General features: G+C 45.7%; 12 protein-coding genes and 1 riboswitch. Of the genes, 4 read left to right on the top strand and 8 right to left on the bottom strand.

All coding sequences use genetic code 11. The features are described from left to right. The first annotated feature begins 515 nt into the window (after positions 1-515). Positions 516-971 (top strand): RNA-binding protein, encoded by a 456-nt coding sequence (locus L3V31_RS20630; protein ID WP_237318903.1) that lies wholly within the window; start codon positions 516-518, stop codon positions 969-971. Here L3V31_RS20630 and murI read toward each other — a convergent pair. The 3 genes from murI to btuB form a co-directional block, all read right to left on the bottom strand. After that, positions 925-1740: a glutamate racemase gene (murI, locus tag L3V31_RS20625; RefSeq protein WP_237318901.1), complete on the bottom strand. Its 816-nt coding sequence runs from the start codon at positions 1738-1740 to the stop codon at positions 925-927. The genes L3V31_RS20630 and murI overlap by 47 nt on opposite strands. A 40-nt stretch (positions 1741-1780) precedes the next feature. Next, entirely contained in the window at positions 1781-2464 is a 684-nt protein-coding gene (locus L3V31_RS20620) for an adenine nucleotide alpha hydrolase (protein WP_237318899.1), read from the bottom strand. Between the two features lie 66 nt (positions 2465-2530). Next, complete coding sequence (btuB, locus tag L3V31_RS20615; RefSeq protein WP_237318897.1) at positions 2531-4366, bottom strand: TonB-dependent vitamin B12 receptor; 1836 nt, start codon at positions 4364-4366, stop codon at positions 2531-2533. Positions 4367-4422: 56 nt separating this feature from the next. Then, positions 4423-4627: riboswitch (cobalamin riboswitch) on the bottom strand. A 185-nt stretch (positions 4628-4812) separates the two neighbouring features. Here btuB and trmA point away from each other — a divergent pair. Then, positions 4813-5919 (top strand): tRNA (uridine(54)-C5)-methyltransferase TrmA, encoded by a 1107-nt coding sequence (trmA, locus tag L3V31_RS20610; RefSeq protein WP_237318895.1) that lies wholly within the window; start codon positions 4813-4815, stop codon positions 5917-5919. Positions 5920-5971: 52 nt separating this feature from the next. Here the strand turns inward: trmA and L3V31_RS20605 are convergent, their stop codons facing one another. Next, positions 5972-6343: a YijD family membrane protein gene (locus L3V31_RS20605; RefSeq protein WP_237318893.1), complete on the bottom strand. Its 372-nt coding sequence runs from the start codon at positions 6341-6343 to the stop codon at positions 5972-5974. Continuing rightward, entirely contained in the window at positions 6343-6984 is a 642-nt protein-coding gene (gene fabR, locus L3V31_RS20600) for an HTH-type transcriptional repressor FabR (RefSeq protein WP_014233299.1), read from the bottom strand. Before fabR ends, L3V31_RS20605 begins: the two co-directional genes overlap by 1 nt. A gap of 294 nt (positions 6985-7278) precedes the next feature. Between fabR and sthA the strand changes: the two genes are divergently transcribed. After that, complete coding sequence (gene sthA / locus L3V31_RS20595) at positions 7279-8679, top strand: Si-specific NAD(P)(+) transhydrogenase (protein ID WP_237318891.1); 1401 nt, start codon at positions 7279-7281, stop codon at positions 8677-8679. Positions 8680-8745: 66 nt separating this feature from the next. Here the strand turns inward: sthA and dinF are convergent, their stop codons facing one another. The 3 genes from dinF to lexA all read right to left on the bottom strand — a co-directional run bounded on the left by dinF (position 8746) and on the right by lexA (position 11740). Continuing rightward, complete coding sequence (dinF, locus tag L3V31_RS20590; protein WP_237318889.1) at positions 8746-10089, bottom strand: MATE family efflux transporter DinF; 1344 nt, start codon at positions 10087-10089, stop codon at positions 8746-8748. Positions 10090-10144: 55 nt separating this feature from the next. After that, the gene (locus L3V31_RS20585) at positions 10145-10939 is read right to left on the bottom strand and encodes a class I SAM-dependent methyltransferase (RefSeq protein ID WP_237318887.1); all 795 of its coding nucleotides are present in this window, start codon (positions 10937-10939) and stop codon (positions 10145-10147) included. 180 nt (positions 10940-11119) lie between these two features. Next, a complete protein-coding gene (gene lexA, locus L3V31_RS20580; RefSeq protein ID WP_118119602.1) occupies positions 11120-11740 on the bottom strand; it encodes a transcriptional repressor LexA in 621 nt (206 codons plus the stop codon). Positions 11741-12100: 360 nt separating this feature from the next. Between lexA and plsB the strand changes: the two genes are divergently transcribed. After that, positions 12101-14527 (top strand): glycerol-3-phosphate 1-O-acyltransferase PlsB, encoded by a 2427-nt coding sequence (gene plsB / locus L3V31_RS20575; RefSeq protein WP_237318885.1) that lies wholly within the window; start codon positions 12101-12103, stop codon positions 14525-14527. Positions 14528-14562: the final 35 nt, after the last annotated feature.

Raw genomic sequence — 14562 nt, 5'->3', positions numbered from 1 at the left:
ATAATGAATTGACTGTGCCAAATAACCGAAGTTATTTGTATTGGTCACTCAGTTCATTGAAACCTAATTTGATACCGAGGTATCTAATTGGATTATCATCAACGAGTGCCCACACAGATTGATAGGTCTATATTGTTAAAGAGCTTTTCTGACTAACTTGCCGCTTTCGCGTCTCGCTGTCAGGGGTGCGTATCTTACGCTTCCCGATTTGAGAGTCAAGAATTTTTTCAAATTTCTTTTTCTTCTCTTTCCGACTCGCTGTGTGACTCTCGTCTCACTCCGTGTCGGTGGATGCGCAGTATAGGGAGTTGAGAAATTAGCACAAGCGTTTTTTTAAAAAAAAGATTTGATCGGTTAGTTATTAATCAAAACGGCGAAATTCGCATATTTCTTCGTCACATTTGAGACATATCACAGCAATTGGTTGGAAAAACACCAACCATATACGTAAGATTCATGTGTCTATTATGTTAATAGGCAAACAATCTCTTTATCACCTATGTGTAGTAATCAAAATGACGTCTAAAAAAAATCTGATTTTATGTGCCGGGTTCGCCGCCATTGGGGGAGTGATATTCTCTCAGTTCGCCGTTTCACCCGTACTGAGCTTTCTTATCGGTGTTGTCGCTACTGCTTTTCTGTTTTCATTTTCTAGCCAGACACCAATTGATCAATCAACCGACTCTGACCCATCAACGAAAACCTTGTATGTCGGAAACCTGCCTTATAAGGCAAATGAAAGTCATGTTCGCGATTTATTTGCGGAATATGGACAAGTCTATGCTGTTCGCTTAATGAAAGATAAACGTACAGGTAAAAGAAGAGGATTTGGATTTGTTGTGATGGCGGCTGCCGATGCTAAACCAGCCATCGCCAAGTTAAATGAAAAGCTCTATATGGATCGTACGCTTAAAGTGCGTATCGCTAACGATCCGAAACACCCTGAAGGCGATAAACCTGAACAGGACTAAAACCTAGCTTCGCCAAACACACATTCAGTGCATCTTCTTGCCAAGGAGATGCACTGGCAAAGATTCGCTTAGTCCCCTCTTCTGGGGTTCCCTGACACTGCTCACTAAATAACAACGTCTTTACTCGACGTGCTATCGCTTCACCAGAGTCAACTAAGATGACCTGGCCTCCCAATGCTTGGTGAATTTCTTCTTTAATCAGTGGAAAGTGGGTACAACCTAATACGGCAACATCCACTTTATTATGTAGCGGTTCCAGGATGCCTTTTAATTCTTCAATACAAGCATCTTTCCCACGCAGCTTTTCTTCCGCTATATCGACCAGGCGGGTGGAACCCAATAACTCTACTGGTTTTCCCTGAGCATAATCACGAATCAATTTGTGCGTGTATTGTCGAGTGACCGTAGCTGGAGTCGCAATCAGTCCCACTCCTTTAGAAGCAAGTAACGACGCTGGTTTAATAGCGGGAACAACGCCTACCACAGGAACCGACAGTTTTTCACGCAATGACGGAAGAACGATGGTACTCGCAGTGTTACACGCGATAACGACTATATCGACCTGATACTCATCCACTAACGTAGATACAAGTTGGTTCACGCGAGAAATGAGAACGCTTTGGGCAAGCTCCCCGTATGGGTATGCTTGATTGTCGAATAGATATAGGTAATTCATTTGCGGTAACAGACGATGGATTTCTTTAAATACAGAAAGCCCTCCGACACCAGAGTCAAACACCAGGACCTTTTTCTTATTCGCTACTCGCACGAGTCATACCTAAGCAATACAAACGCTGCGATCATACTGGTTAGATTTGTTTTGGCAATGATTTGGCGCAGTATCTTTGATGACTAAACCTTTCCCCTATCTCGACCTCTCGCTTAAGCAGTTCTAGATGACCTTGAAATGAAGGGGCAGATGTCACCAAGGTATGAAACTCGCCATTTTCTCCACACGGGTCAACATGGCGAGGTAGCGAATCAACCAACGATTTGTCATACCAACGCCCACACCAATCTGATGACAATGCTTCTCCATCAGTGGTGATCAGCATCGTTTTAATACCACGCTCGATAATTTCCAAAGCCAGACTCTTACTGCTCTCCCCTAATAGAGGGAATACACATTCCCAGCCAGCAGGCTCTATATAGCTGCGTCGATAATCAGCAATACCATTGCAGAACATGTCACCGAAAGCGACAGCTTGTATATTTAACTCACTCTCTGCCAATGCGGTGACAATCGTAGATTGGTAGATGTCATTACTTGGGAAAACGGCAGGCAACTCAATGGTGCTCAATGGAAGGCCAAGTAAGTCAGCCTGCATCTGCACAACTTCAAGAGGTGTTGCCTGAAATGGCACTTCTTTCCCTACGTAAGTGGTGTACAAACCAACTACCTGATAATCCGGGTTTTCGTTTAAGCGTTCCAGAGTCAATGTTGAGTCTTTACCACTCGACCAACTGATCACGACTCGTTTTGGTTTACTCATCATGTCTCCATACGATTCTTAAAAAGAAAAAACCGCCCGAAGGCGGTTTGCATTCATAACTACGATTTAGAATTGGTAACCAATGTTTATGTAGTAAGCACGCTCTGCCGCTGGATAACCCAACGCCATTTCATACTCTTCATCCAACAAGTTATCGATACGAGCACTAATCGTGGTTGACTCATTAGGGTAGTAAGTGACGGCAGTATCCACCAGTGAGTAAGAAGGCATGTACACGTCTTGAGATGGCCAAGAGTTGTAGTCAACATCTGGGCGCTTACCTACGTATAGATAGCTAATAGCCCAATCAACCTTGTCAAAGTTCACAATAGCGTTCCACTTGTACATCTCTTTGGCACGACGTTGCAGTTGATCGCCATTATCATCTTCTGCATCTTTGTAATCAGCGCTCAATTGATGCTGTACAATACCAGTTTCAAACTCGGCAACTAATTCGACACCTTGAATGTGTGTTTCACCGTCAACATTTAGATATTTGTATGTCGTCGGATGGTAGTCGATAAGATTGGTGATCTTGTAGTCGTAACCTGTCAGTGACCAGAAAACGCCCTGAACATCACCACTAAAGCTGATTTCCCATGCATCCGACTCTTCTGGCTTAAGATCTTTTTCACCGTAAGTTGGGTCGTATTGTTGATAAAGGTTCGGGGCTTTAAATGCAGTACCGAAAGAGGCTTTAGCGCCAAACTCAGGAATAAACTGATAACCCGCAGCCAGACTGTAAGTAAACTCACTGCCGTATTCTTCGTTATCATCGACACGGGCACTACCTTCCAGCATAGCGTTATCAATCGTTGCGGTTGCTATACCAAATAACGCACCATTGGTACGATCGAACGTTTTATTTGCGTTCTTATCAACGTAAGACTCGTCACGCCAATCAATACCACCAGCAAAAGTTGTATTGTTGTTTAGAAGGTAGCTGTGGGTCCACTGCACGTTTTTCTGTTCTAGCTCATCTTCTGTTCCTGAGTGCTTACCTGCCGACTGTTGGTAATTCCATGACTTCTGCTTTTGTGCCGTCACTTGTAACTCAGACATCAGATTGTCAGATTGGTATTTACCGCCAACCGTTGCTGAAAAGTCATCTTTCTCTGCTTCATAGTAGCCGCGACTGCCATAGCTGCTGTCGTACTGGTAAACATTCTCGTATGCACGGAAGTTACCAAATGCTGACCACTGCTTATCAAAATTATGCACGTAACCAATCAGACCATTCTTGGTTGCAAAGCCATGTCGATCACCATCGTTGATACCAGCAACCGGGCGAACGTTGTACCCGTCATCACTTTCAGTCCCCAACGCAAGATTCAACTGGCCGCTGTCACCGACTTTAATACCCGATGCGAGACTCAGCTCTTGATAGTCAAGGCTACCCAGACCTGCGCTCAACTTGGTGCTTTCAACTTCCGAGCGAGCCACGGTAATGATATTGATAACACCACCAATCGCTTCCGAGCCATACAGAGACGCACGAGCACCACGCACATACTCAATGCGCTGAACATAAGTCAGAGGGATCTGGTTGAAATCAACCGCGCCTTTTGCTGCTCGAGCAAAACGTACACCATCCACCAGCACCAAAACTTGGTCTGAACTCGTGCCACGCACAAATAGCGAAGCTAACTGACCACGGCCACCATTTTGCGTAACCTGAATACCAGTGAGTCGACGCAGTACGTCCGGTAGAGTCTTAGCTTGAATACGGTCGATATCTTCTCGGGTCACGACTTCCACGTCAGCAAGCGTATTGCTTTCGGCTTGTTCAAATCGGTTAGCGGTAACAACGAGGGTTTCGTCAGCGGAGGTTTCTTGGGCCTGTAAATAAGAGACAGGTGAAAGCAGCGATGCCAGAGTGATCGCCAATGCGGATTTTTTCATTGTATTGTCCTAAATCGCGTAATTCCTTCCGAGCCCTGCCATTTAAGGCGGACCAGTACTGTGGCTCAGTTGCTGGCAGGTATTCGGACTTAAGAGCCTGGCTTTTACCCCACCTACTCGCTCGACTTCCCACATCAACTAATGCAGTGTCATAATAAGCTTTCGTTCTCTTTTACCGCTGCGCGTCAGTTCCGGATTCACACCAGATTCCCATTTCAGCCATCTAGATTGCTAGATAGCACCAGCTTGAGGCAGATAGTATTCAGCTATTGATTATTTGTCCAGCCAATATTACCCCTATAATTTGTAAAGTTTTGATTATTTGTTCTTTATCCATCACCTGTACACGCTATCTTCAAATCAATTCCAGTACAAAACTGGACATACTGTTGAGATTGAATAAAATCTGCGCTCTTAAATTGAATGCACCATATAAAGGTAAGATCATGGCTACTCTTGATGTAAACCCACAACACTACCAAGAACAACTGGCGGAAAAAGTTGAACGTCTCACTGATATGTTCTCGCCATACAACGTGCCAGAGCTGGAAGTGTTTGAATCACCAGAGCAGCACTACCGTATGCGTGCTGAGTTCCGCGTATGGCATGAGGGTGAAGACCTTTACTACATCATGTTTAATCAAGAAACTCGTGAAAAATACCGCGTTGACCAGTTCCCTGCTGCAAGCCGTTTGATTAATGACTTGATGCCGCTACTGATTGAAGCGATGAAAGACAACGACTCTCTGCGTCGTAAATTATTCCAAGTGGACTTTCTCTCTACACTTAGCGGTGAGATTCTGGTTTCTCTGCTTTACCATCGCCAGTTGGATGATGAGTGGATTGAAAACGCGAAAGCGATGAAGCAGCGTCTGAATGATGAAGGTTTCAACCTCAACATCATCGGCCGAGCGCGCAAGATGAAAATCGTCCTTGATCAAGACTATGTCATCGAAAAGTTGGATGTGAACGGTCAGTCATACATCTACCAACAAGTAGAAAACAGCTTTACGCAACCAAACGGTAAAGTCGCAGAGAAGATGCTTGAATGGGCGGTAGACTGCACCCAAGACAGCACTGGTGATCTATTAGAGCTTTACTGCGGTAACGGTAATTTCTCTCTGGCATTGGCTCAAAACTTTGACTGCGTTTTGGCAACCGAACTGGCGAAGCCTTCTGTGGTATCTGCTCAATACAATATCGCAGCAAATGAGATTGATAACGTACAAATCCTGCGCCTTTCAGCAGAAGAGTTTACTCAGGCAATCGAAGGTAAACGTGAGTTCCGCCGCTTGCAAGATGCTGGCGTGGATCTGAAGAGCTACAACTGCAACACAATTTTTGTTGATCCGCCACGTTCAGGTATGGATGTGGACACCTGTAAGATGGTGCAAGGTTACGAGCGTATCATGTACATATCTTGTAATCCTGACACGCTGAAAGAGAACTTGGATATTTTGAGCGAAACACACAAAGTCACGCGTTTCGCTCTGTTCGATCAGTTCCCATACACCCACCATATGGAAGCGGGTGTATTTCTTGAACGTAAATAAAGATACAAAAAAGCGAGCTTAACAGCTCGCTTTTTCATTAAACCCTAAAAACTTATTCCGCAGAGGTTTTAGTTTTGCGTTCCATAAAGCCAAGTTTCTTACCGATCCACACTAGAAGAATCATAGAAACCAGAATGGCGAAGAAGTTTGAACCTGCTTCTGGGTATTGCGCTTTGATAAACGCAGAGTGGCCAAACGCTCCAACGAAGAAACATGCCAGACCAACCAGTGGGATATCTTCCGATACCGGGTTGCTCAAGTATTCTTGGTACAGCGCCTGTACTGCTAGTACAAGAGCAATCAACGGGAAGATTGAGAAAGAGACTTCGCTCATGGTCAACCATGACAACAAAGCATCACCACACACACCTGCAACCAACGCTAAAATCAGCGTTTTCTTTTCAGATTTATTTCCATTCGACATTATTCTATCCTGCCTTTTAATCGGTTACGTTCACGTTCTTTGCGATACCAATAAGCCCCTTTGGCTATCATTCGCAATTGCATAATCAATCGTTCCGCGAGCTCATCGCGCTCACGGCGATCTAAATCTAAAGCTTCAGCACCCGAGCTGAAGACCAAAGTAACCGACGCCTCTGCTTGAGTGTACGCCTCTTCTCTGGTCACGCCGGTGCTCATCAAGTACTCGGTTAATTCTGCCGCAAAATGCTGAATTTCTCGAGCAACAGCGGTACGGAATTCAGAAGAAGTTCCTGAACGTTCACGCAGCAACAAACGAAAGACGTTAGGGCTACTTTCAATGAATTCCATAAATGTTTCAACTGAAGTGCGAATCACACTCCCTTCTTTAACGATACGTTGACGCGCCTGACGCATCAATTGACGTAACAGTAACCCCCCCTCATCGACCATGGTTAAGCCTAGTTCATCCATGTCCTTAAAGTGGCGATAGAAAGAAGTGGGTGCAATTCCTGCCTCTCGGGCAACTTCTCGCAAGCTGAGACTGGAAAAGCTGCGATCCGCACTTAATTGACTAAATGCCGCGTCGATCAATGAACGACGTGTTTTCTCTTTTTGTTGCGCGCGGATGCCCATCGATTTCATTCTTAACTTGCTCTTTTTATGTAGGGTACAAGAGCTTCAATATAACGCAATTACCCCCTACGGAGAAAGATATGTTGCTTTTGCCAGCGTTAACCGCGCAAACGTTACTATTGGCTACAGTCTGATTGCAATATTCTCAATGCAATTTATAGACATCCAACATGCCAATTCGTTCTTTTAGTCTTTTCTGCGTGATCACTTCCACTCTCTCGCAGCCATTACGTGTACGTATAGAGCAAATGAGTTAAAATTGCGCTAAGGCAATGTTAAGCAAATATAACAAGGAAATACATCATGGCGCATGCAAATCACTTTGACGTGATCGTAATTGGTAGTGGCCCCGGCGGAGAAGGGGCTGCGATGGGGTTAACCAAAGCGGGACTAAATGTAGCCATCATTGAGAAAGAGAGCAGCGTTGGTGGCGGCTGTACGCATTGGGGAACCATACCATCGAAAGCACTGCGTCATGCGGTTAGCCGAATCATCGAATTTAATAGCAACCCGCTCTTCTGCCGCAATAGCACCAGTTTACATGCAACATTTTCTGACATTTTAGGCCATGCGAAGTCCGTCATTGACAAACAAACACGACTGCGTCAGGGGTTCTACGACCGCAACCAATGTACCCTGCTCTTCGGAACCGCGCGTTTTATCGATGATTACTCTGTCGCAGTCATGCAAAGTGATGGCACAGAAGAAGTCTACTCAGCAGATAAATTTGTCATTGCGACAGGCTCGCGCCCATACCAGCCAGATGATGTCGACTTCCTACACGAGCGCATTTACGACAGTGACTCCATCTTAAGCCTGAAGCATGACCCTCGTCATATCATTATCTACGGCGCAGGCGTCATTGGCTGTGAGTACGCCTCTATCTTCCGCGGGCTTGGGGTAAAAACTGACTTGATTAACACCCGTGACCGTTTGTTATCTTTCTTGGACAACGAAGTCTCTGATGCACTGTCATACCACTTCTGGAACAGTGGTGTCGTGATTCGCAATGACGAAACTTACGAGAAAATTGAAGGTACAGAGGATGGCGTCATTATCCACCTGAAATCCGGCAAGAAGATGCGCGCCGATTGCCTGCTGTACGCCAACGGCCGAACAGGTAATACCGATAAGCTTAATTTGGGTGTCGTGGGTCTGGAAGCCGACTCGCGCGGACAGTTGAAAGTGAATCGTAACTATCAAACCGTGGTCGAGCACATTTACGCAGTCGGTGATGTGATTGGTTACCCTAGCCTGGCAAGTGCCGCCTACGATCAAGGACGTTTTGTGGCGCAAGCCATCACCAAAGGGCAAGCAGATAACTATCTGATTGAAGATATCCCGACAGGCATCTACACCATTCCAGAAATCAGTTCCGTTGGCAGGACAGAGCAAGAACTGACAGCAGCGAAAGTGCCTTACGAGGTGGGTCGCTCTTCCTTCAAACATCTGGCGCGAGCACAGATCGCAGGAAAAGACATTGGCAGTTTGAAGATTTTGTTCCACCGCGAAACCAAAGAGATCCTTGGTATCCACTGTTTTGGTCAACGTGCTGCGGAAATCATCCACATCGGACAAGCCATCATGGAACAAAAAGGGGAAGCGAATACCATCGAGTACTTCGTTAACACAACGTTCAACTACCCAACCATGGCCGAAGCCTACCGCGTGGCAGCATTGAATGGTTTGAACCGACTTTTCTAATGAGGGCAGAACCCTAAAACGTAAAACAGCAGGCACTTAGCCTGCTGTTTTTGTTTCTGGCAACCGTTAAGCCAGAAACGTCCCTTTGCGCCATTGATAAAGAAAAATCACGCCAAGCCCGATGCCGCGCATCAGCATAAAACTGGTCATCGCCAGCCAAAGCGCGTGATTTTCCCATCCCGAAAATAAGTAAAAGACAACAAAGAAGCTGCTGGTCGCAACAAACATACTGTTGCGCATGTCTTTACCTTTAGTCGCTCCGACAAAAATTCCATCCAATAGAAAGCACCACATCGAAGCCAGTGGCATCACCACCAGCCATGGCAGATAAATCGCCGCCTGCTGCTGTACCTCTTCTATTGAAGTGATCATGGCGATCAGGGTCGATCCTGCTAAAACGAAGACTGCTGTTAAGCCTAAACAGATAACTAGGCTCCAAAAGAATGTCCCAATAAGCGATGCACTCAGTTGCTGCCTGTCTTTCGCTCCTATGGCTTTACCCACCATCGCTTCCATGGCATACGCAAAGCCATCCATGCCGTAAGAAATGATCATCAAAAAGCTCATCAGCACAGCATTCGCAGCCACAACATCATCACCAAAGCTCGCCCCCTGAAACGTCATAAAGCTAAACGCCGCCTGCAAACACAAAGAGCGTAAAAAGATATCGCGATTGAGTTTTATAAACCGCCCTATCCCATGCTGCGTGTCTACAAGGAGACGCTTAGGCGAAGGCAACTGCCGTTCTTGCCATATTTTCCACACACAAACTAAGCCAAATGCCATTCCCGAGTAGTCTGCGATCACTGAGGCCAATGCCGCCCCTTCGACTTTCCATCCTAAGCCAATGACAAACAGGATATCCAATGCGATATTAGTAAGGTTAGTAATGATCACCATCCACATCGGTGCCTTGGAGTTTTGAGTGCCAAGTAGCCAGCCCAACAACACGAAATTCATTAACGCCGCAGGCGCACTCCAGACACGGACAGAGAAATACTGCATACCATAGTGCTTCACTTCCTCACTGGCATCACTCCAGCTAAAGATAAGATCAGCAATAGAGCTGTGTGCAACTAAGAACAAAACTGCGAACAGTAACGCCATCAATGCGCCTTGCAGGAAAACTAAAGCCAGTTGCTTACGATCGTCACTTCCGTAAGATTGCGCCGCTAATCCGGTTGTCGACATACGTAAAAAGCCGAGCAACCAAAAGGTCACACTGATCATCGTGCTGCCCAAGGCGACACCGCCCAGATACCAAGCATGTTCAAGATGACCAATGACAGCGGCATCAACCAGGCCAAGCAGCGGAACGGTAATATTCGACAACACCATAGGAATAGCAAGTGCCAAGACCTGACGGTGCACTTGAGGATTGGATAAAGGAGAGAAAATAGAGTTTGTCACAAGCACCTCGTAATTTAGATCGACGAGTGTACCTGAGTGCTTAATGACTAGCCAATCACCACTTAATATGAACGAGGACGGGTGTCAGACGGTGTTTCAGCACAGGGATCTTATTGAGCCAGCGTTGCCAAACCTTCCAGCGAGGGCAAAAGCGATCAAATGGCGAAAAGACTTTTACCCACTCAGCCCAAGGCAGCCATTGCAGAAATTGTTCTGATGGTGCTTCAAAGCCATGCGCATAACAATCAGAGCCTAGCTTCTTTCCCCATTTACTTTCCGTGAGATCCCCAGCCAGAACCATACACACTTCAGCAGACACAAAGTGTCGTCCCAGAGTTTGAATAAAACGGGCGACCTTTGATTCTGAGCAATCCAAAAGTGCCATTTCACACACAACCAGAACTGGTGATTTGTCTGGAATATTCACAGAGTCTAACCATGACATCTCTTCGACACTACCAATATGATTTTTATAACGTTCGTTTTTATGGAAAAGCCGCTGGCGCCAAACCAGATTCTCCGTAACATCCAGCTCGATCCAATGACAGCGTCCGTTATCCAAACGGTAAAAACGCGTATCGAGACCTGCACCTACATTAATCACCCATGCATCAGGATGTTGCTGCAGGAATTGATTGACTTGCTGATCACACAACTGAGTTAACGTTACATGCAATAACTGCTTTTGCGCCACATCTCCGCCAAGACAATCAGGCGCCATTTGACAGTTTAAACAGGCTTTGGCTGCGATAGGGTCATACACTAAGCCATTGTCGACCATACTTTCACGACTGCGTAACAGCAAAGGTTTTAATAAATGGTTGGGGACTTGATGTTTAGACTGAGACATGGCATTTCCTGAGCCAATGAAAGTAATGGATACAGGAATAAATGATAATGAATATCAATTACATTATCAAGCATAGATGCATATCATTAGATAGGAAGTGTGAAATAAGAGACGTTGGAATATTAAAAGAATAATAAACAACAGCCCAGTGAAGCTGGACTGTTGTTACAAAGCTTGAGCTTACATCCAGTCAGTGTTGCGAATAATACCGACAGCCAGACCTTCAATCGTCAGGTGCTGAGAAGTCAGATCCACCTGGATAGGTGCAAACTCTTCATTCTCCGCATGCAGCAATACGGTAGAACCTTTACGCTCCAGACGCTTCACCGTCACATCGTCGTCAACACGAGCAACGACAACTTGACCGTCACGGACGTCTTGCGTTTTATGCACAGCAAGTAAGTCACCATCCATAATACCGATGTCTTTCATACTCTCGCCGTTTACGCGAAGTAAGAAATCCGCTTGCGGCTTAAACATCGCAGGATCAACTTGGTAGTGGGCTTCCACATGCTCTTGAGCCAAAATTGGCTCACCTGCTGCCACCTGACCAATCAAAGGCAAGCCCTGATCATCATTTGCAGCATCTTCAAGCAGGATGCGGATCCCGCGAGATGCACCCGGAATAATTTCAATAGCTTGCTTACGAGCAAGCGCTTTTAGGTGTTCCTCTGCAGCATTTGCAGAGCGGAAGCCAAGCTCACGCGCAATCTCTGCACGAGTTGGTGGCATTCCGGTGTCTTCGATTTTACTTTTAATCAAATCGAAAACTTGTTGTTGGCGTGGCGTTAACGGCTTCATGTCTCACCTGTCTTTTTATACAGTTAACTGTGAGTATATCCAGTAAATGGTTAAATGGAAACCCAATTGGTTGTTTTTTAATTTATTTGCTTGGCTTTCTGAAGTTAGCCACCATCCTTTCGTCATAAACGTTTAAAACAGCACGCTTAAAGTTAATAAAATAAAAGCAACAGCTCAGGTGTTTGGCTAATTCATGCTCAATAAAATTAAAAGGTTCGACCAGTTTCTGTTATCCTTGCTGCGCTTAAATTTTATCGCCTAGGCTTATTTCTATTGCCGTACTCATTTCTCTGAAGATGGCTATGCGGACGCAGAAATAAGCTAGGGCCTGTTTGAATACCTATCGAGGCTGTGAACTTTATGTCTTCTGGACAATCATTTTCACGTTCATTACTAAAACTACCTTTATCGGTACTGGTAAATGGCACCACAATCCCATCGAATCCTATTGACGATCTTGATATCGATCTGGCTAAGCCGATTGTGTATGCCTTGCCGTTTCGTTCGAACGTGGATTTGCTGACACTGCAAAAACAAGCCATGAGCCTTGGTCTACCAGACCCGCTCAGTCCATTGGAAATTAATGGCAAAACACTGAACCGTTATGTCTTTATTGCTGCTCGTCCAACCGTGATGGGAAGTGACAATGACGTACCGACAGAATCTGATTCTCTCTTTACTGAATTATTAGAGCTGCACAAACTGGACAGCGAACTTGATGTACAAATGATCCCAGCTACTGTGCTGTGGGGACGCAAACCAGGTAAAGAAGAGAATAATAAACCGTACCTTCAACCGATGAATGGTCCACAGAAAGCCAAAGCGGTTATGGCATCTGGTCGCGACTGTTTGGTGCGTTTTAGCCCAGTCGTATCGCTGCGCTACATGGCGGATTCCCATGGCACTGATAGTGCGATTGCACACAAACTCGCGCGAGTGGCTCGTATCCACTTCTCTCGCCAAAAGCTGGCAGCGTCGGGACCTAACCTACCCCAGCGTCAGGTATTGTTTGCACGTTTAATGAAGTCACCTGCGATTGAACTCGCCATTGCAGATGAAGCCAAGAGCAAAAACATCTCGATCGAAAAAGCACGCAAAGAAGCCCATGACATCATGGATGAAATCGCCGCGAACTTTTCTTACGGCCTAGTGAAAAGAGGTGACCGCATTCTCGGCTGGCTTTGGAATAAGCTGTATCAAGGTCTGCATATCAATAATGCCTCTACCGTACGCCGTTTAGCACAAGATGGTCACGAGATCGTATACGTTCCATGTCACCGCAGTCACATGGACTACCTTCTGCTTTCGTACGTTCTTTACAACGAGGGAATGGTGCCACCACACATTGCTGCTGGTATTAACCTGAATTTCTTTCCGGCTGGTCCTATTTTCCGCCGTGGTGGTGCATTCTTTATTCGTCGTAGCTTTAAAGGCAATAAACTCTACTCGACGATTTTCCGTGAGTATCTGGCCGAGCTTTTCGCTAAAGGTTACTCTGTCGAGTACTTCAGTGAAGGCGGTCGCTCACGAACTGGTCGTTTGCTGCAAGCCAAAACAGGTATGCTGGCGATGACAATTCAGGCCATGCTACGTGGTCTAAACCGTCCAGTAACTCTGGTACCAGTTTACATCGGTTACGAACATGTAATGGAAGTCAGTACTTACGCTAAAGAGCTGCGTGGGAAGCGTAAAGAGAAAGAGAATGCCAGTTTGGTGCTGCGTACTCTGCGTAAGCTGCGCAACTTTGGTTTGGGCTACGTCAACTTTGGTGAGCCAATTCAGCTTAACCAATATCTTAACGAGCATGCTCCTGAATGGACTAAAGACATCGACCCAATGGGTAGCCACAAGCCACAATGGATGAATCCGGTGGTGAATGGGCTGGCCAACAAGATGATGACGCACATTAACGATGCAGCGGCGGCTAACGCACTGACACTCTGTGCCACCGCCTTGCTCGCTTCCCGTCAGCGCGCCTTATCTCGTGATTCTCTAATCAGTCAGATTGAATGTTACTTGAAGCTACTCAAGAACAACCCGTACTCTAATACTTCAACCATTCCAAACGAAAGCGCAGAAGAGCTGGTTGATCACGCCATCTCACTCGATAAGTTTGTGATTGAAACAGACAGCATGGGCGATATTATTTCACTGGACCGTAACCAATCGATCCTGATGACTTACTACCGCAATAACATCATTCACTTGTTTGCGCTTCCGTCACTGATCGCTCAGATGATTATTCGTCAGCGCAACGTAACCGTGGAAACCGTTCAACAGAACGTGGCTCAAATCTATCCATTCCTGAAAAAAGAGCTTTTCTTAAGCTACCAGGAGGAGGATTTGAATCAACTGGTCGAGAAAATTCTTAATGAATTTGTCGAGCAGAAGATGATCTGTCTTGATGGCAATAATCTGGAAATCAATCAGTCCAACAACCAGTCATTGGTTCTGCTAGGTCGCACGATTACTGAAACACTGCAGCGCTACTCTATCGCGACGAACTTGTTGGTGGCGTACCCAGAGTTAGGTAAATCAGACTTAGAGCAGAAAAGTCAGGATATCGCTCAGCGTCTGGGTCGACTACATGGTATTAACGCACCGGAGTTCTTTGATAAAGGTGTATTTAGCGCGATGTTCAATACCTTGAAACAGCAAGCGTACCTAGACAATGATGGCAACTGCGATACGGAAAATACGAAGCAATTTGCCAAGCTGTTGTTTACCCTGCTTTATCCAGAGGTGAAACTGACGATAGAAGAAAGTATTCACCAGCTTCAGTCATAACAAAACGCACAAACAAAAAAGGCATCCAATCGGAT

Source organism: Vibrio sp. J1-1, from assembly GCF_021728395.1.
Classification (GTDB): Bacteria; Pseudomonadota; Gammaproteobacteria; order Enterobacterales; family Vibrionaceae; genus Vibrio.
Note: the sequence above shows the minus strand (reverse complement) of the source record. Positions and strands in the feature narration are given on the sequence as shown.